The following is an 18,249-nucleotide window of genomic DNA, read 5'->3' as shown; positions in this document are numbered from 1 at the left end:
ATGGGAGCCGGGCTTGCCCGCGATGACGGTCACAGACATTTCATCGAGGCCCGCAGCCACACCGGCTCCGCGAGCTTTTCACGAAATGCCAGATAATGCTGGAGCACCTGTACCGGGGCTTCGGTCTGTGGGTAGTGGCCGATATCGGGCAGCAGCACCGTATCCGCATTCGGGATCAGAGCCTCGTATCGCGCCACCATGTGCGCGCCGGAAATCGGATCGAATGCGCCGTCGATCACCCGCAGCGGTACCTCGCCGCGCTGCATCGCCTGTACCCAGCGGTCACGTTGTACGCGGCGCTCGGGGATGTAGCGGATGAGTTTGTGCATGATCCGGGGTCCGTCGTGGCTTTTGACCAGGCTCCAGTAATCATCCAGTTCGCTTTCGCTGGGGCCGCGCCAGGGACCAAAGATCTGTCGAAAATTCCTGGCCAGGCTTTCGCGTGAAAAAGCACGACCTATCAGCCAGCCCAACGGGCTGAGCAACAACTTCTGCGCCAGAACCGGACGATGGGTTTCCGGAAACAGGCCCCCATTGAGAAACGCGCAACTGGCGATCTCGATGCGTGCCTCACAATGCCGGGCGATCAGCTCCTGGGCCACGCTGTCACCATAATCGTGGGCCAGAATGTGCACCGCTTGCCGCTCCTGCAGATGAGCCAGCAATGCCTGCTGCAGATCCGCCTGCTCCAGCAGGCTGTAGACGTGATCCGTCGGCTTGGCGGAGTCGCCAAAACCGAGCATGTCGCAGGCGATCACGCGATAACGCTGTGCCAGCGGCTGCCACAGGTAATGCCAGTCCCAACTGGCTGTGGGGAAACCGTGGATCAACAGCAGAGGCTCGCCATGCCCCGCCACCCAATACCGGATGGTGTGGCCCCGGAACAGGAAGGTCTGGCCGCGCTGGCGCCAGATACGCAGCGGAATCTGGACCATAGGCATCAGTTTCTGTAGCCCGGGTCTTGTTGGTCGAGCTTGCGCAGCAACGCCGGCCAGGCCAGCGCACCGCCCATGCCCTGGGCGCTTTTGGTGACCCCGGCAATCATCGCCCGGGCACCGGCCAGTACGCTCGGCTCGATGGGTATCAGCTCAACCCCGCCGTTCTGCGCCAACACCTGGATGTCGCAGGCCCGCTGGAAAGTGAACATCATCAGGAAAGTATCGGCGATGGTGCCAGCGCACGTCAGCAGCCCGTGGTTGTGCAGCATCAGGAAGTTGCTGCCCCCCAGGTCCGCCTGCAAGCGGGCCTTTTCTTCATGATTCAGGGCTACGCCTTCATAGGCGTGATAGGCGAGGCTCGACAACACGAACAACGACTGTTGGCTGATCGGCAATACACCCTGTTTCTGGGCCGAGACCGCCACACCGGCAGCGGTATGGGTGTGCAGCACGCAGGCGACATCGTCTCGTGCCTCGTGCACCGCACTGTGAATGGTGTAGCCGGCCGGGTTGATATCGTAAGGGCTGTCCATCAGCTTGTGGCCGGCCAGATCGACCTTGACCAGGCTCGAGGCGGTGATTTCATGGAACATCAACCCGAATGGGTTGATCAGAAAGTCCTCGGTGCCGGGAACCTTCGCAGAAATATGGGTGAAAATCAGGTCATCCCAGCCATGCAGCGCGACCAGTCTGTAACAGGCGGCAAGATCGATACGGGTTTGCCATTCAGCGGCACTGACCTGTTCCCTGATGCTGAGTGTCGGTTGGATGGGCGCTATGCTCACGGCTCTGACCTCGGGCTTATCGTTATAGGTATGGGCACAAGAGAGTGAGTCTAGTCAGCCCTTACCGGGACGGTAGTTGCCTTGGCAGCCAGCTTAATGGCCGAGCGGGACACCGGCGAGGAGCCCGTGCCCTCTATCAACCACGCAACGCGCCGATCAACTCGCTCAACCAGGGTTCGGCATCGGTTTCGGGTGTGACGCTTTCGCTGGCATCCAGGCGCAACATCGGCATCACCTCGCGCACGCCCAGCTCGGCGAACAACTCGCGCATCTGCTCGCCACCGCCGCAGAAGGTGTCGCCATAACTGGCATCCCCCAGGCCGATCACCGCACCGGGCAGGCCATGAAGGAATGCCGGCAGTTGATCGCGGATTGTCGAATACAGCGGCATCAGATTATCCGGCAACTCGCCCATGCCGGTAGTGGATGTCACGGCCAACAAGGCCTGCGGGCCGAATGCCTGGATGTCGGCGAGGGTTACCCGCGGGTTGTGCAGGGTTTCGAAGCCTGCATCACCGAGCAGCTTGGCGGCGTGTCGAGCGACTTCTTCAGCGGTGCCGTACACCGAGCCGGAAAGGATGGCGACTTTCATCAATCTGGTCCTGAGCCTGGATAAAAAGAAACGCGATAGTAACAGGCCGAACCGCATGACTACGATTGACGCTCCACAAGCGCTAATGGCCAGTAGACATCGCATCAGCTTCTTCGAATAATGCGGTACTTAACATGGGCTATACAAAGGACGTGCTCCATGATCAATGCGCAACTGATGCAACTGGTGATAAATGCTTCCAATGACGGAATCGTCATCGCCGAAAAGGAAGGCGAAGACAATATTCTGATCTACGTGAACCCGGCTTTCGAACGGCTGACCGGTTATAACCGCGATGAGATCCTCTACCAGGATTGCCGTTTCCTGCAATCGGGTGACCGCGACCAACCCTCCCTGGAGCGAATTCGCAAGACCTTGAAACAGGGCGGCGCCTGTCGGGAAGTGCTGCGCAACTACCGCAAGGACGGCACACCGTTCTGGAATGAGTTGTCGCTGTCCACGGTAAAAAACGACGCGGATGGCCATACCTATTTCGTAGGTGTGCAAAAAGACGTCACGGCCCAGGTCAAGGCACAACTACGCGTCGCCCAGTTGGAAAAGGAATTGGCCGAAGCCCGTGCGACGATTGCCCATCTCAATGCGACGAACGGCACAAACAAAACACCGAATTAACGGTCAGTCACTACAATCACCAGTGAAAACGCACAATCATTTCGAGCACACCATGCAGCGTGACGCCCTCCTGACCCAGGATGAGCTGGACTTCATCCGGACCATGCAACACATCCCGCAATTGAATGAGCGGGATGTGACGTCCAGCCTTCTGGTCAATAGCGGATCGCAGATCCGTGACTTGCTGACACGCCTGGCGGCAAACGAGCAGGTCACGCTGCAAGCCAACTTCGAAAACCAGCAGATGACCTTCCCGTTGCACCTTGTGGAAGATGAATTCCATGCGATGCACCTGCGCCTGGGTGTGCCGAGTATTTACGAGGAGGGGCCGAAAGTACGCCCATGGCGCCTGCCCCTCGAAGAGCCGGTAGCGCTGGAAAATGCCAAGGGCCAGCCCGGGGCCTTGTGGGTCCACGAGGTGTCTTGCAAGGGTGTATTAGTGGAAAACCGCAACCGCACCAAACCACCGAAGCAATTTGTCCTGTGGTTCAGCCCTTCAGGCTACGAAAGGATTTCGTTGCGCGGCACTTTCGAACGGGAAACCGAGCAAGGCTTGTACGCCTACCATCTGAACCAAAACGACCAGGACGAAACCGAACGCCTGCGTCAGTACATCCTCCAGCAGCATCGCCTGTCCCATCCGGCCATGCATCTCTAGGTCACCTAGGTATCCAGGTTACCTGCCAGCAACTGACGCAAGCGCTGGCCAATCACTGTTCCGTCATTGCCCAGGCAACCGATCGACGATCCTGCCAGGCATTCCTGCATCAGGTCGGACGCATCACCGGCCAACATCAACGGGCAATCCAGGCTCATCGCCAACCTGTTCAGGCGCTTGGGCAATTCGGCAACCGGCGCATGGTTGGACACCAGCACCAGCGCCAGAGGTTGAGTCTTCTGGCATACCAGGGTCAGTTCGTCGAACGGCTGGCCGACAGTCATCAACCGGATCCCCACTTCCGCCTTCGACACATACAACGCCGTCACCAGCAACTCCAGCTCACGGCATTGTCCGGCAATGGCGCTGACCAGCACGCGTCGCGACCGATCCTCGCGCTTGAGCAACAGCCGCTGGGAGACGCGCGAGCGCAGGAATCCGTCGAAAAACAGCCATTCGCTGGTCTGCCCGAACTCCTGCTGACGTTGCAACAGTTGTTGCCAGAGGGGCATCAGGATGCGCTGAAACACGATCGGCACCGCGTAGCTGGAAAAAATCTGCCCATAGATGCGATCCAGTTCTACATCGTCGAAGTTGGCGACTGCTACCGCGACCTGGCGCTGCCATTGTGCATAGTCGACTCTCACCAGACCCGGTGGAATCAACGCAGAGACCGGTTGTAACGATTCGGTCTTGCTCAGGATCTTGCTAATTTTACTGACAGCAACCCCACGTTCGATCCAGGCAAGGATGCTACGTACCTTCTCGATATCGCCCATGGAATACAAGCGATGACCGCTTTCGGTACGTGTCGGCTGGATCAGACCGTAGCGACGCTCCCATGCGCGCAAGGTCACGGGATTCACCCCCGTAAGCCGAGAAACCTCGCGGATGGGAAACAGGTCTTCGCGCTCCAGGCCCGCTGCTGCTTGGATAACGAACTGATCGTCGGTGATAACGTTCATTTTTTATCCAACAGGCCCGACTGGTAAATTGGATCCTAGTTTACTCCCTCTTAGTCGTCTGATGACAAGAGCAAACCGATGCCGATGTGCGAATTTGTTGTTTTTTGTAACAAAAAAAATATCCATTATACGTAATCGTGACAAGTGCCCGAGCGAATGGTCCGCTCCATAGGTTCAACCACTACAAATAGGTACATCCCCACGGTCACTGATATAGTTTTGCTTCTGCTGTGAACCGAGTCCCTTCCATGCCCAGTACCGACGCCCCTATCCTGCTCACCGGTGCAGCCCAGCGTGTCGGCTTGCACTGTGCTCGGCGACTGCTGGAAGACGGTCATCCGGTCATCGTCACTTATCGTACCGAGCGTCCAGGTGTGCAGACGCTCCGGGATCTGGGGGCAACTGCGATGTTCGCCGATTTTTCCAGCGAAGGCGCAATCCTGGCGTTTATCGAACAACTCAAGCAGCACACTGACCGGTTGCGGGCCATCGTGCACAACGCTTCCGCATGGCTGGTCGAAACGCCAGGCGATGAATCGGCGGCCTTCAATGCCATGTTCGGCGTGCACATGCTTGCGCCGTATCTGATCAACTTGCATTGTGCCGAACTGCTGCAGCGCTCGGCTCCCGCGGATATCGTGCATATCAGCGATGATGTCACCCGCAAGGGCAGCAGCAAGCACATCGCCTACTGTGCCACCAAGGCTGGGCTCGACAGCCTGACCCTGTCGTTCGCGGCGAAGTTCGCACCGGCGATCAAGGTCAACGGTATCGCGCCGGCCCTGCTACTGTTCAAGGCCGAAGACGACGCCGCTTATCGCGCCAAGACCTTGGCCAAGTCGGCGTTGGGCATCGAGCCCGGTAGCGAAGTCGTCTACCAGAGCCTGCGGTATCTGCTGGACAACCCCTATGTCACCGGCACGACCCTGACCGTCAACGGCGGGCGACACGTCAAATAGCCTTGCTGCGAGGATCCATCATGGCGTTATCCCTGCCCCAGAATTACCGCGAGATCCTCATCGGCCTGGGTGAAGACCCGGAGCGCGAAGGTCTGCTGGACACACCGGCTCGTGCCGCCAAGGCCATGCAGTACCTTTGCCATGGCTACGAGCAAAGCGTCGAACAGATAGTCAATGGCGCCCTGTTCGATTCGGACAGCGATGAAATGGTGATCGTCGCCGACATCGAACTCTATTCCCTGTGCGAACATCATTTGCTGCCCTTCATCGGCAAGGCCCATGTAGCTTATATTCCTACGGGCAAGGTCCTGGGGCTGTCGAAGATCGCCCGGCTGGTGGACATGTTCGCCCGCCGCCTGCAGATCCAGGAAAACCTCACCCGGCAAATCGCCGCCGCGGTGCAACAGGTTACCCAGGCCGCCGGTGTCGCGGTGGTCATCGAGGCCCAGCACATGTGCATGATGATGCGCGGTGTCGAAAAACAGAACTCGACCATGAACACTTCAGTGATGCTCGGGGCTTTTCGCGAATCCAGCACCACTCGCCAGGAGTTCCTGCAATTGATTCGACGGAGCAAGTAAATGCCACAACTTCAGCCAGCCATGGCGCGCATCCGGGTCAAGGACCTGCGCCTGCGCACATTCATCGGGATCAACGAGGATGAAATCCTCAACAAACAGGATGTCTTGATCAACCTGACCATCCTCTACCCGGCACAGGAAGCGGTGCGTGACAACGACATCGATCACGCGCTGAACTACCGCACCATCACCAAGGCGATCATCGCCCACGTGGAAGGCAATCGCTTCGCCCTGCTGGAACGCCTGACCCAGGAGTTGCTGGACCTGGTCATGAGCAACGAGTCGGTGCAATACGCCGAAGTCGAAGTCGACAAACCCCATGCCCTGCGTTTTGCCGAATCGGTGTCGATCACTTTGGCGGCAAACCGGGCTACTTCGTAGCCGCTGCAAGCTGTAAGCTCAGACCTGATCGTAATCCACTTGCAGCTTGAAGCTTGCCGCTTGCAGCTGTCTCGAAGAGACCATCATGAACGACCAACAACGCCTCGAACTCGAAGCCGCCGCTTTCCGTCGGCTGGTTGCCCACCTGGACAGCCGCAAGGATGTGCAGAACATCGACCTGATGAACCTCGCCGGCTTCTGCCGCAACTGCCTGTCCAAATGGTACAAGGCCGCTGCCGACGAACGCCAGATCGAGGTCAGCCTCGATGACGCCCGTGAACGGGTCTACGGCATGCCGTACGCCGAATGGAAAGCCCAATACCAGCAAGAAGCCAGCGCCGAACAGCAAGCTGCGTTCGCCAAAGGAAAACCCGATGCCTGATCTGAACACCCTGCGCGCCCGCCTCCAGAGCGGCGAACACACCTTCGCCGAGACCCTGGCCTTCATCAACGATGGCTATGACTATCAGCCTCAGCCTTTCACCAACGGCAACGTGGAAAATGCGGCCGGGCAGAACGAAGGCTCCTGCAAGACCCTCGGCCTGGCTCTGCTCGAAGGCTTGAGCGACGAAGAAGCGCTGCTGGCGTTCGGCGAGCATTACCGCTCGGTGCTGGACACTCCCGACGGCAGCGACCACGGTAATATCCGCGCGTTGATGGCCCACGGACTGGCCGGCGTGAAGTTCGCGGCCCAGCCATTGCAGCGTCGCTGATCGTCCTTCTGGGGAGATCCGCTTTTTGCAGGATCCGCTTTTGTGGCGAGGGAGCTTGCTCCCGCTCCAGTGCGCAGCACTGGCAACTTCCTTTTGTGAGTGCTACGCACTCAAGCGGGAGCAAGCTCCCTCGCCACAGACCGCCTCAAGAGACTCGTCCCTGAGACATCCCGACTTTTAAGATTGACCCGGCAACTTTATTTCGTTTGCCGCCCGCCACTGCTCACGGCTTAGATAAAGGAAATCCTCTCTTCCTTCGAGCCGTCATCCATGAGCAGCGAAACCATCAGCCAATCGATCTCCATAGTGCACCCCGTCAGCCTCAGCCATGGCAGAAACGCCGAGGTCTGGGACACCGACGGCAAGCGCTACATCGACTTCGTGGGCGGCATCGGCGTGTTGAACCTCGGCCATTGCCATCCACGCGTCGTCGAGGCCATTCGCGAGCAGGCCACCCGATTGACTCACTATGCCTTCAACGCCGCACCTCATGCGCCCTACATCGAATTGATGGAGCGCCTGACCGCGTTTATCCCGGTGGACTACCCCATCAGCGGCATGCTCACCAACAGCGGCGCGGAGGCGGCGGAAAATGCCTTGAAGATCGTGCGCGGGGCCACGGGCCGCACTGCCGTCATCGCCTTCGACGGCGGCTTCCATGGCCGCACGCTGGCCACTCTGAACCTCAACGGCAAGGTCGCGCCCTACAAACAGAAAATCGGCGTGTTGCCGGGGCCGGTCTATCACCTGCCCTATCCGAGCAAGGACAACGGCGTGACCTGCGCAGAAGCCTTACAGGCCATGGAGCGATTGTTCAGCGTGGAGATCGACGTCAACGATGTGGCCTGTTTCATCGTCGAACCGGTACAGGGCGAGGCGGGCTTCCTGGCGCTGGACATCCCTTTCGCCCAGGCCCTGCGGCAGTTCTGCGACGACAAGGGCATCGTGCTGATCATCGATGAAATCCAGTCGGGCTTCGGGCGCACCGGCCAACGTTTCGCGTTCTCGCGACTGGGCATCGAGCCCGACCTGATCCTCCTGGGCAAGAGCATTGCCGGCGGTGTCCCGCTGGGGGCTGTGGTGGGGCGCAAGGCTTTGCTGGACAACCTGCCCAAGGGCGGCTTGGGCGGTACCTATTCGGGCAACCCCATTGCCTGTGCCGCCGCACTGGCGACACTGGAGGAAATGACCGACACGCACCTGCACGCCTGGGGTACGCAACAGGAAGAGGCGATTGTCAGCCGCTACGAATCATGGCGCCGCCGGGGGCTGACACCGTTCCTGGGCCGCCTGACGGGCGTCGGCGCCATGCGCGGCATCGAACTGGCCCATGCCGACGGTACCCCGGCAGCGGCGCAGCTGACCCAGTTGCTGGCTCTGGCACGGGACGCAGGCCTGCTGCTGATGCCCAGTGGCAAGTCGCGCCATATCATCCGCCTGCTGGCTCCGTTGACGACCGAGCCGGCAGTGCTGGAGGAAGGCCTGGATATTCTCGAAGCATGCCTGACGAAGCTGGGCTGAACAGACCACACAAAACACTGTGGGAGCGAGCCTGCTCGCGATAGCGGTGGGTCAGTCAGCATGATGTTGACTGATTCACCGCCTTCGCGAGCAGGCTCGCTCCCACAGGTGCTTCGCTTGCTCTCAGGCAGAAATCAGAACGAAGCGTTCTGCAGGCCGTCCAGGTAACGTTCGGTGTCCAGGGCCGCCATGCAGCCGGCGCCGGCCGAGGTGATGGCTTGGCGGTAGACGTGGTCGGCCACGTCACCGGCCGCAAAGATCCCTTCGACGCTGGTGGCGGTGGCGTTGCCGTCGCGGCCGCCCTTGACCACCAGGTAACCGTCCTTGAGTTCCAGCTGGCCTTCGAACAACGAGGTGTTCGGCGTGTGGCCGATGGCGATGAAGACGCCGTCGACCTTGATCTCGTCAAAGCTGCCGTCGTTGTTTTTCAGGCGGGCACCGGTCACGCCCATGTTGTCGCCCAGCACTTCGTCCAGGGTGGCATTGAGCTTGAGGATGATCTTGCCTTCGGCCACGCGGGCATTGAGCTTGTCGATCAGGATCTTCTCGGCGCGGAAGGTTTCGCGGCGGTGGATCAGGGTGACCGTGCTGGCGATGTTGGCCAGGTACAGGGCTTCCTCGACAGCGGTGTTGCCGCCACCGACCACGGCCACGGGCTTGTTGCGGTAGAAGAAACCGTCGCAGGTGGCGCAAGCGGAAACGCCCTTGCCCATGAACGCCTCTTCCGACGGCAGGCCCAGGTAACGGGCGCTGGCGCCAGTGGCGATGATCAGGGCATCGCAGGTGTAGGTGGCGCTGTCGCCGGTCAGGGTGTACGGCTTGGCGGCGAAATCCACGGCATTGATGTGGTCAAAGACGATCTCGGTCTCGAAACGCTCGGCGTGTTCTTTCATGCGCTCCATCAACGCCGGGCCGGTCAGGCCATGGACATCGCCCGGCCAGTTGTCGACTTCAGTGGTGGTGGTCAGTTGACCGCCGGCCTGCATGCCGGTGATCAGCAGTGGCTTGAGGTTGGCACGGGCCGCGTAAACGGCGGCGCTGTAACCGGCAGGGCCGGAACCGAGAATAATGACTCGCGAATGACGAACTTCAGACATGACCTGCTCCAATTGACCAGCCCTTGCGGGCCGGAGCGCCGGGTGAACGGCGGGAATAAAAAAGGACCGTTGATGCACTTGGGGAAGGCTTTGGTTCGACGGCCCTGAAAAAGAATGGGTGCAGCGTATCGAGGGAGCGAAGATTAAGGAAATACGGTTTAACAATCCAGCTCATAGGTGAGTTCTATGTCGGGCGGCGCCTTCAATAGAGTCGTCCGTTCAATAAACCTGTTACACGCCGTGTAGACGCTTTCCCGCGCCGGGCAAAGCCGGTAAGGTCGGCGCGTTCACCTTCTCTCGGAGCTTCCCATGCCCGCCCCTGTCCTGTCCGGCCCGCAATATCTGCAAGAAGGCCTCAAGCTGGTCTTGAGCCCGGGCCTGCGTTTGTTCGTATTGTTGCCGCTGGCGATCAACCTCGTGTTGTTCGTCGGCCTGATCTACCTGGCCGGCCATCAATTCAGCCTGTGGGTCGACACGTTGATGCCGTCGCTGCCGGACTGGCTGAGTTTCCTCAGCTACATCCTCTGGCCGTTGTTCGTGGTGCTGGTGGTACTGATGGTGTTCTTTACCTTCACGATGCTCGCCAACATCATCGCCGCGCCGTTCAACGGTTTTCTGGCAGAGAAAGTCGAGGTAGTGGTCCGTGGCACCGACGACTTCCCGGCCTTCAGTTGGGGCGAGTTGGTTGCCATGATCCCCCGCACCCTGGCCCGGGAGGCACGCAAGCTCGGCTATTTCCTGCCCCGCGCCCTGGGGCTGTTCGTGCTGTCGTTCATCCCCGTGCTCAATCTGGTGGCCGCGCCGCTGTGGCTGCTGTTCGGCGTGTGGATGATGGCGATCCAGTACATCGACTACCCGGCGGACAACCACAAGCTGGGCTGGAACGAAATGCTCGCCTGGCTGCGACAGAAGCGCTGGCAGAGCCTGGGTTTTGGCGGCAGCGTGTACCTGGCACTGCTGATTCCCGTGGTCAACATCCTGATGATGCCGGCGGCCGTGGCCGGGGCGACCCTGTTCTGGGTGCGCGAGCAAGGGGCCGAGGCCATATTGGCCCGCCAAGGCTGAACCGGTCACAAATCCATCATTCAGGCGTCACACTGGCGAAATGGCCCCGGTCGACACTGGGGTCATGAGCACACACCTGCATATCACCCTCATCACCGAAACCTTCCCGCCGGAAATCAACGGCGTGGCCAATACTTTGGGCCGCTTGCATGAGGGTCTGTGTGCCCGGGGGCACCGGGTAGAGCTGGTGCGTCCGCGGCAGGCCACCGATCAACGCCAGGCCAGCAACGATTTGCTGCTGTGCCGGGGCTGGCCGCTGCCAGGGTATCCGGGGTTGCAGTGGGGCCAGGTGTCCATGCACAAGCTGCTGCGGCGCTGGAAGCGTCAGCGGCCCGATGTGCTGTACATCGCCACCGAGGGGCCGTTGGGTTTGTCGGCATTGCGGGCGGCTCGGCGCCTGGGTATTTCGGTGGTCAGTGGCTTCCACACCAATTTCCAGCAATACACCCGGCAGTATGGCCTCGGGTTGCTGAGTCGCGCACTCACCCATTACCTGCGCTGGTTTCACAACCGCTCCAACCTGACGCTGGTGCCCAGCCTCAGCCAGCAACTGGAATTGGAACGGCGGCATTTCGCGCGCGTCATGCTGTTATCCCGCGGCGTCGACAGCCAGTTGTTCCATCCGGTCAAGCGCTCGGTCCCCCTGCGGGAAAGCTGGGGCCTGGGCGATGACGATATTGCCGTGATCCACGTTGGGCGCCTGGCGCCAGAGAAGAATCTCGGCTTGCTCAAGCGTTGTTTCGACCGGCTGTGCAGTACGTTCCCGCAGCGGCGAATGAAGCTGGTGGTGATCGGCGACGGCCCGCAACGGTCCGCCCTGGAGCAGGCATTGCCCGACGCGATTTTCTGCGGCACCCAGCGTGGCGAGGCGCTGGCCAGCCACTACGCCAGCGGGGATGTGTTCGTCTTTCCGAGCCTGACCGAACCCTTCGGCAATGTCGTGCTGGAAGCCCTGGCGTCCGGGCTGGGCGTGGTGGCCTACGATCAGGCCGCCGCGGCACAGCACATCCGCCATGGCTACAACGGCGTGCTGGCGATGCCCGGGGATGAGGAGGCGTTCTGCGATGGGGCCCGCTGGTTGCTGGAGGATCCCGAAGCGTTACGCTGCGTGCGGCTCAATGCTCGCCAGCACGCCAGCCGCCAGGGTTGGGCGTCGGTGATCGAGCAGTTCGAGGCGCAGTTGCGGGGGGCTTGTGTGGGTGAGCAGGTGATGCCGGCTGCGTCGACAATGCGCTGATTTTTTCGCAGATGTGAAGATCGCCATCGCGAGCAGGCTTGCTCCCACAGGGGATCTTCGTCGAGCGCGGTATTGGCCTTCGCAGAAGATCGAATGTGGGAGCGAGCCTGCTCGCGATGGCGTCGGTACAGGCGACTTAAACCAGCGTCATCAGTGCTTCACGGCTGAACGGCAGGATCTCCTGTTCCCGACCGTCGCGCACCTTCTGCGCCCAATCCGGATCCACCAGCAGCGCCCGCCCTACCGCCACCAGGTCGAATTCGTCATTGTTCAGGCGCTCCAGCAGTTTCTCCAGGCTGGCCGGCTGCGCGACCTTGTCGGTATTGACCATGAACTGCAGGAACTCGCCATCCAGGCCGACGCTGCCAACGGTGATGGTCGGCTTGCCGGTGAGCTTGCGGGTCCAGCCGGCCAGGTTCAGCTCGGAGCCGTCGAATTCCGGCTCCCAGAAGCGACGTGTCGAGCAGTGGAAGATATCCACGCCAGCGTCGGACAGTGGCTTGAGGAATTCGCCCAGGGCTTCGGGGGTCTGCACCAGGCGCGCGGTGTAGTCCTGTTGTTTCCATTGGGAGAAGCGGAAGATGATCGGGAATCCTTCGCCTACGGCTGCACGCACGGCACGAATCAACTCGATGGCGAAGCGCGAACGGTTGGCCAGGCTGCCACCGTAGCCATCGGTGCGCTGGTTGCTGCCTTCCCAGAAGAACTGATCCACCAGATAACCATGGGCGCCATGGATCTCCACGCCATCCATGCCGATGCGCTGGGCATCTTTCGCCGCTTGGGCGAAGGCGGCGATGACTTCGTCGATGTCTGCCTGGGTCATGCCGTGGACCACCACCTGGCCGTCCTTGAGCTTTTCGGTCGGGCCATAACCCGGCACGCTGGCATCCGGCTCGGTCCCGGTGCGGCGCACACTGCCCACATGCCACAACTGTGGAACGATCTTGCCGCCTTCGGCATGCACCGCATCGACCACTTGCTTCCAGCCGGCGAGCGCAGCATCGCCATAGAAGTGCGGCACGTTCGGATAGCCGTTGGAAGCCTTGTGCCCGACTGTCGTGCCTTCGGTGATGATCAGGCCAACCCCGGCCGCTGCGCGGCGACGGTAATATTCGATGACCTTGGCGTTGGGCACGCCGCCCGGCGAAAAGGAACGGGTCATCGGCGCCATCACCACCCGGGTCGGCAGCTCGAACGCGCCGAGTTGGAAGGGTTTGAACAGGGCTTTTACAGGCATGGGGCACTCCACGGTCAAGGTCGCAGGTCGGATATGACGAGGATAATATGTGCCGTGGGCGGGGCTGGGTAGCACTATTGATTGGAGTGATTAAGGATCAAAAGCCGTGCGCCGAACCTGTGGCGAGGGGATTTATCCCCGCTGGGTTGCGCAGCAACCCCAAGAGCAAGCAACCTGATCAGGCTGACACACCGAGGTGTCAGATTCTAGGGCTGCTACGCAGCCCAGCGGGGATAAATCCCCTCGCCACAGGGTTCGGTTGGGCTCTTCAATTCAGCCCAGCGCTTTCTCGATCGCCTGGATCACAGCCGGATCATCCGGCGTCGTGCGTGGCGAAAAACGCGCCAGCACCCGGCCGTCCTTGCCGAGCAGGAATTTCTCGAAATTCCAGGTAATGTCCCCGGGGAACTCCGCGCCCTCGCCCGCCAGCAGGCGGTAGAGCTGATGCCGGTCATGACCGTTCACTTCCAGCTTGCTGGACAGTGGAAACGTCACGCCATAGCTATTGCTGCAGAACGCCTGGATTTCCTGTTCGGTACCCGGTTCTTGCCCGGCGAACTGATTGCAAGGCAGGCCCAGGATGCTGAAACCCCTGGACTTGTACTGCTGATAAAGATTTTCCAGCGCAGCGTACTGAGGCGTCAGGCCGCATTTGGAGGCGACGTTGACCACCAGCACGACTTGCCCCTTGAAAGGCGCCAGAGGAAGCTCCTGACCATCCAGGGCTTTCAGTTTAAGGTCGTGAAAAGCACTCATGACGAACTCCAGGTTTGCGGATCTTCGAAACAGCCATGGCCGGTAACCGACTAAAAAAGGCGCCCATGGCGCCTTTCCTGTTCACTTCAGCGTAGCGCAGAAAATCAGTGGTGATGACCACCTTCGCCATGGACGTGACCATGGGCGACTTCTTCCTGGCTGGCATCGCGGATGTCGACAACCTTGACCTTGAAGTTCAGGCGTTGGCCGGCCAACGGGTGGTTGCCGTCAACGGTGACGTCGTCGCCGTCCAGGTCGCGAATGGTGACGATCTGCATCTGGCCATCCGGCGCCGAGGCGTGGAATTGCATGCCCACTTCCAGCTCGTCCACGCCTTCGAACATGCTGCGGCTCAGGGTGCTGACCAGTTCGGCGGAGTACTCGCCGTAAGCGTCTTCCGGTTCAACGGTCACGTTCAGTTCGTCACCGGTGGTTTTACCTTCCAGGGCTTTTTCCAGGCCCTGGATGATGTTGCCTGCGCCATGCAGGTAGACCAGCGGAGCGCCGCCGGCAGAGCTGTCGATGACCTCACCAGCGTCGTTGGTCAGGGTATAGTCGATGGAGACAGCCTTATTGGCGGCGATCAGCATGGGGCGAGACCTTTTGCATAAGAATGAAGAACGGACAAGTCTAAACAAGGATTTGCCCGAAAGCGAACGGAACCCTGACAAACGGGCCTGTGTGCCCGGACCGACGGTCACCGGTTTCCATCAGGACGAGGAGGGTCACTGGGTGGCCGAGCTGTCCTGTGGGCATACCCAGCACCTGCGCCATCAGCCCCCCTGGCAATCCCGGGCCTGGGTGCTGGATCCCACGCAACGTATTGAAAAAATAGGCCAGCCCTTTGATTGCGGCTGGTGTGCTCAGGCGCCGGTTAGCGATAATCTTGGTGACTGAATTGACGGTAGACGGCTATACACAGGCCTCGCCTTTGCCATGCTCCCTTAGAGAATCCGCATGCAAACTTTTTTTATCGCGCCCACCGATTTTGGTGTGGGCCTGACCTCCATCAGCCTCGGGCTGGTGCGTACCCTTGAACGGGCCGGGCTGAAAGTCGGTTTTTTCAAACCCATCGCCCAGCCTCACCCCGGCGACACCGGCCCGGAACGTTCGACCGAACTGGTGGCCCGCACCCACGGCCTCAAGCCGCCGCAGCCGCTGGGCCTGGCTCATGTCGAGCGCATGCTCGGTGACGGCCAGCTCGATGAGCTGCTGGAAGAAATCATTACGCTTTACCAGCAGGCGGCCATCGGCAAGGACGTACTGGTGGTCGAAGGCATGGTCCCGACCCGCAACGCCAGTTACGCCGCACGGGTCAATCTGCACCTGGCCAAGAGCCTGGACGCCGAGGTGATCCTGGTGTCGGCGCCGGAAAACGAAGTGCTGACCGAGCTTTCCGGGCGCGTGGAATTGCAGGCCCAACTGTTCGGCGGGCCGAAAGACCCGAAAGTCCTCGGTGTGATCCTCAACAAGGTCCGCACCGACGAAAGCATGGAAGCGTTTTCCGCCCGACTCAAGGAGCATTCACCCCTGCTGCGCAGCGGCGATTTCCGCCTGCTGGGCTGCATTCCGTTCCGCCCCGAGCTCAACGCCCCGCGCACCCGCGACGTAGCCGACCTGATGGGCGCCCAGGTACTCAATGCCGGCGATTACGAAAGCCGGCGCATGAGCAACATCATCATTTGCGCCCGCACCATGCGCAACACCGTGGAACTGCTCAAGCCCGGCGTGCTGGTGGTGACCCCCGGCGATCGCGACGACATCATCCTCGCCGTGAGCCTGGCCGCCATCAACGGCGTGCCGCTGGCCGGTCTGCTGCTGACCAGCGACACCCTGCCTGACCCACGCATCATGGAGCTGTGCCGCGGCGCCCTGCAGGCGGGCCTGCCGGTGCTGTCGGTGAGCACGGGCTCCTATGACACCGCCAACCTGCTCAACGGCTTGAACAAGGAAATCCCGATCGACGACCGCGAACGTGCGGAGATCATCACCGATTTCGTCGCCAGCCACCTGGACGCCCAGTGGCTGCACCAACGCTGCGGCACCCCACGGGAAATGCGCCTGTCGCCGGCGGTGTTCCGCTATCAATTGATCCAGCGCGCCCAGGCCGCCAACAAGCGCATCGTCCTGCCGGAAGGCAGCGAACCGTTGACGGTCCAGGCCGCCGCGATTTGCCAGGCCCGCGGCATCGCCCGCTGCGTGTTGCTGGCCAAGCCGGCCGACGTCGAGGCGGTAGCCCGGGCCCAGGGCATCGAACTGCCGCCAGGGCTGGAAGTTCTCGACCCGGATTCGATCCGCGAGCGTTACGTCGAGCCGATGGTGCGACTGCGCAAGAGCAAGAGCCTGAATGCGCCGATGGCCGAGCAACAACTGGAAGACACCGTGGTGATCGGCACGATGATGCTGGCGCTGGACGAAGTCGACGGGCTGGTGTCCGGCGTTGTCCACTCCACCGCCAACACCATCCGTCCGGCCTTGCAGTTGATCAAGACGGCGCCGGGCTGCTCCCTGGTGTCGTCGGTGTTCTTCATGCTGTTTCCCGAGGAAGTGCTGGTCTATGGCGATTGCGTGATGAATCCGCATCCCAGCGCAGCGGAGTTGGCGGAGATCGCCCTGCAAAGCGCCGACTCGGCCGCCGCGTTCGGCATCACGCCACGGGTGGCGATGCTCAGCTATTCCAGCGGTGAATCGGCCAGCGGCGAAGAGGTGGAGAAAGTCCGCGAAGCGACCTTGCTGGCCCACGAGGCGCAGCATGGCCTGTTGATCGACGGCCCGCTGCAATACGACGCCGCCGCCAACGAAACCGTGGCGCGGCAACTGGCGCCCAACAGCCAGGTGGCCGGGCGGGCGACGGTGTTCATCTTCCCGGACCTGAACACCGGCAACACCACCCACAAGGCCGTCCAGCGCAGCGCCGATTGCGTCAGCCTCGGGCCGATGCTCCAGGGCCTGCGCAAACCGGTGAACGACTTGCCCCGTGGCGCCCAGGTCGATGACATCGTGTACACCATCGCCCTTACCGCGATCCAAGCCGCCAACCGACCCATGGACATTTGAATGCTGGATTTCCTGCCTGCCCCGGTGCGAGGCGTCATCGCCTCGCTGCTGTTGGCGCTCAATACCATTGCCTGCTGCACGCCGCTGTTCATCGTGGCGATCTTCAAGCTCCTGCTGCCCTTCCCCGCCGCCCAACGCTTCACCGACTGGCTGATGAGCCACATCCATGAAGCCTGGATCAGCAACAACAAGGCCTGGATGAACCTGCTGCGCCGCACCCACTGGCACCTCAGCGGTTTGGAGGGCCTGGACTACCAGCACTCGTACCTGATCACCAGCAACCACCAGAGCTGGGTCGACATCATGGTGCTGCAATACGTGCTCAATCGCCGCGTCCGCCCTTTGAAGTTCTTTCTCAAGCAGGAACTGATCTGGGTCCCGGTGATCGGCCTGGCCTGGTGGGCGCTGGGGTTCCCGTTCATGAAGCGTTACTCCAAGGCCTATCTGGAAAAGCATCCGGAAAAGAGAGGCAAGGACCTGGAAACCACCCGCAAGACCTGCGCGAAGTTTCGCGACAACCCGGTGGGCATTTTCAATTTCGCCGAAGGCACGCGCTTCACTGAAGGCAAGCATGCCCAGCAGCAGTCACCGTTTCGCTATCTGCTCAAGCCCAAGGCCGGCGGCATCGCGTTTGTGCTGGATGCCATGGGTGAACAACTGGCGTCGATTATCAACGTGACCATCCACTATCCTGGCGGTCGTCCGGGGTATTGGGATTTGCTCTGCGGCAACGTTGGAGAAGTGGTGGTGCATTTCCAGGAACTGCCGATTCCGCCGCAGTTCGTCGGCAGGAACTACGACCAGGACGGCGCCTATCGCCTGGAATTCCAGGGCTGGATCAATCAGTTGTGGCAGGACAAGGATGCGCTGCTGGAGCAGATGCATCGCGAGTACCCAACCCACCACTGATCCCCTTGTGGGAGCGAGCCTGCTCGCGATGGCGGTGCATCAGCTTGCAGAGATGGAGACTGAACCACCGCCATCGCGAGCAGGCTCGCTCCCACAGTTAGACCTTGTTGGACTCAGCAAATGAAAAAGCCCGCCGATGATTGCTCATCGGCGGGCTTTTTC

The 18,249-nt window shown here is 60.9% G+C and carries 21 protein-coding genes; 13 read left to right on the top strand and 8 right to left on the bottom strand.

All coding sequences use genetic code 11. The features are described 5' to 3' along the window. Window positions 1-29 precede the first annotated feature (29 nt). From N005_RS03990 to N005_RS03980, 3 genes are all read right to left on the bottom strand, one after another. On the bottom strand, window positions 30-941 hold the full coding sequence (locus N005_RS03990; protein WP_047699601.1) for an alpha/beta fold hydrolase: 912 nt from the start codon (window positions 939-941) through the stop codon (window positions 30-32). Beyond that, entirely contained in the window at window positions 941-1,723 is a 783-nt protein-coding gene (locus tag N005_RS03985; RefSeq protein ID WP_047699599.1) for a class II aldolase/adducin family protein, read from the bottom strand. Before N005_RS03985 ends, N005_RS03990 begins: the two co-directional genes overlap by 1 nt. A 136-nt stretch (window positions 1,724-1,859) precedes the next feature. After that, window positions 1,860-2,315: a flavodoxin gene (locus N005_RS03980; protein ID WP_047699597.1), complete on the bottom strand. Its 456-nt coding sequence runs from the start codon at window positions 2,313-2,315 to the stop codon at window positions 1,860-1,862. Window positions 2,316-2,474: 159 nt separating this feature from the next. Between N005_RS03980 and N005_RS03975 the strand changes: the two genes are divergently transcribed. Together N005_RS03975 and N005_RS03970 are read left to right on the top strand one after the other, a co-directional pair. After that, window positions 2,475-2,948, top strand: coding sequence for a PAS domain-containing protein (locus N005_RS03975; protein WP_047699595.1), 474 nt, complete (start codon window positions 2,475-2,477; stop codon window positions 2,946-2,948). A gap of 52 nt (window positions 2,949-3,000) precedes the next feature. After that, window positions 3,001-3,606 carry a hypothetical protein gene (locus N005_RS03970; protein ID WP_047699593.1) on the top strand — a complete coding sequence of 202 codons (606 nt, stop codon included), beginning with the start codon at window positions 3,001-3,003 and terminating at the stop codon, window positions 3,604-3,606. Window positions 3,607-3,611: 5 nt separating this feature from the next. On the opposite strand, the gene N005_RS03965 is transcribed toward N005_RS03970, so the two are convergent. Then, window positions 3,612-4,571, bottom strand: a complete 960-nt coding sequence (locus N005_RS03965) for a MerR family transcriptional regulator (protein WP_047699591.1) — start codon at window positions 4,569-4,571, stop codon at window positions 3,612-3,614. Window positions 4,572-4,819: 248 nt separating this feature from the next. On the opposite strand from N005_RS03965, the gene folM reads away from it, so the two are divergent. The 6 genes from folM to N005_RS03935 all read left to right on the top strand — a co-directional run bounded on the left by folM (window position 4,820) and on the right by N005_RS03935 (window position 8,726). Further along, window positions 4,820-5,530 carry a dihydromonapterin reductase gene (gene folM, locus N005_RS03960; protein WP_047699589.1) on the top strand — a complete coding sequence of 237 codons (711 nt, stop codon included), beginning with the start codon at window positions 4,820-4,822 and terminating at the stop codon, window positions 5,528-5,530. A gap of 20 nt (window positions 5,531-5,550) precedes the next feature. Next, window positions 5,551-6,111, top strand: a complete 561-nt coding sequence (gene folE, locus N005_RS03955; protein WP_024777516.1) for a GTP cyclohydrolase I FolE — start codon at window positions 5,551-5,553, stop codon at window positions 6,109-6,111. Further along, window positions 6,112-6,492: a dihydroneopterin triphosphate 2'-epimerase gene (gene folX / locus N005_RS03950; RefSeq protein WP_047699587.1), complete on the top strand. Its 381-nt coding sequence runs from the start codon at window positions 6,112-6,114 to the stop codon at window positions 6,490-6,492. An 85-nt stretch (window positions 6,493-6,577) separates the two neighbouring features. After that, complete coding sequence (locus N005_RS03945) at window positions 6,578-6,874, top strand: DUF1244 domain-containing protein (protein WP_047699585.1); 297 nt, start codon at window positions 6,578-6,580, stop codon at window positions 6,872-6,874. Then, window positions 6,867-7,205, top strand: coding sequence for a HopJ type III effector protein (locus N005_RS03940; RefSeq protein WP_047699584.1), 339 nt, complete (start codon window positions 6,867-6,869; stop codon window positions 7,203-7,205). The genes N005_RS03945 and N005_RS03940 overlap by 8 nt, the downstream gene beginning before the upstream one ends. Before the next feature lie 270 nt (window positions 7,206-7,475). Further along, window positions 7,476-8,726, top strand: coding sequence for a 2-aminoadipate transaminase (locus tag N005_RS03935; RefSeq protein ID WP_047699582.1), 1,251 nt, complete (start codon window positions 7,476-7,478; stop codon window positions 8,724-8,726). A gap of 134 nt (window positions 8,727-8,860) precedes the next feature. Here N005_RS03935 and trxB read toward each other — a convergent pair whose 3' ends face one another. Continuing rightward, window positions 8,861-9,823, bottom strand: coding sequence for a thioredoxin-disulfide reductase (trxB, locus tag N005_RS03930; protein WP_003205459.1), 963 nt, complete (start codon window positions 9,821-9,823; stop codon window positions 8,861-8,863). Window positions 9,824-10,132: 309 nt separating this feature from the next. On the opposite strand from trxB, the gene cysZ reads away from it, so the two are divergent. Both cysZ and N005_RS03920 read left to right on the top strand, forming a co-directional pair. After that, window positions 10,133-10,888 (top strand): sulfate transporter CysZ, encoded by a 756-nt coding sequence (cysZ, locus tag N005_RS03925; protein ID WP_047699579.1) that lies wholly within the window; start codon window positions 10,133-10,135, stop codon window positions 10,886-10,888. Window positions 10,889-10,928: 40 nt separating this feature from the next. After that, window positions 10,929-12,125 carry a glycosyltransferase family 4 protein gene (locus N005_RS03920; protein WP_047699577.1) on the top strand — a complete coding sequence of 399 codons (1,197 nt, stop codon included), beginning with the start codon at window positions 10,929-10,931 and terminating at the stop codon, window positions 12,123-12,125. Between the two features lie 136 nt (window positions 12,126-12,261). Here N005_RS03920 and N005_RS03915 read toward each other — a convergent pair whose 3' ends face one another. The 3 genes from N005_RS03915 to N005_RS03905 all read right to left on the bottom strand — a co-directional run bounded on the left by N005_RS03915 (window position 12,262) and on the right by N005_RS03905 (window position 14,711). Next, complete coding sequence (locus N005_RS03915; protein WP_047699575.1) at window positions 12,262-13,365, bottom strand: NADH:flavin oxidoreductase; 1,104 nt, start codon at window positions 13,363-13,365, stop codon at window positions 12,262-12,264. Between the two features lie 273 nt (window positions 13,366-13,638). Beyond that, entirely contained in the window at window positions 13,639-14,121 is a 483-nt protein-coding gene (locus N005_RS03910) for a glutathione peroxidase (RefSeq protein ID WP_047699572.1), read from the bottom strand. A 104-nt stretch (window positions 14,122-14,225) separates the two neighbouring features. Beyond that, window positions 14,226-14,711: an FKBP-type peptidyl-prolyl cis-trans isomerase gene (locus N005_RS03905; RefSeq protein WP_024777507.1), complete on the bottom strand. Its 486-nt coding sequence runs from the start codon at window positions 14,709-14,711 to the stop codon at window positions 14,226-14,228. Here N005_RS03905 and N005_RS27985 point away from each other — a divergent pair. From N005_RS27985 to N005_RS03895, 3 genes are read left to right on the top strand one after another with little or no spacing between them, the layout of a single operon-like run. Further along, a complete protein-coding gene (locus tag N005_RS27985; RefSeq protein ID WP_081993217.1) occupies window positions 14,680-15,018 on the top strand; it encodes a DUF3565 domain-containing protein in 339 nt (112 codons plus the stop codon). The genes N005_RS03905 and N005_RS27985 overlap by 32 nt on opposite strands. Window positions 15,019-15,078: 60 nt before the next feature. Next, window positions 15,079-17,178: a phosphate acetyltransferase gene (gene pta / locus N005_RS03900; RefSeq protein WP_047699570.1), complete on the top strand. Its 2,100-nt coding sequence runs from the start codon at window positions 15,079-15,081 to the stop codon at window positions 17,176-17,178. After that, a complete protein-coding gene (locus N005_RS03895; protein ID WP_047699568.1) occupies window positions 17,179-18,087 on the top strand; it encodes an acyltransferase in 909 nt (302 codons plus the stop codon). It begins immediately after the preceding gene. Window positions 18,088-18,249 lie beyond the last annotated feature (162 nt).

Origin of the sequence: Pseudomonas mediterranea CFBP 5447 (genome assembly GCF_000774145.1) — a bacterium.
Classification (GTDB): Bacteria; Pseudomonadota; Gammaproteobacteria; order Pseudomonadales; family Pseudomonadaceae; genus Aquipseudomonas; species Aquipseudomonas mediterranea.
This window is presented reverse-complemented; position numbering and strand designations above follow the sequence as displayed.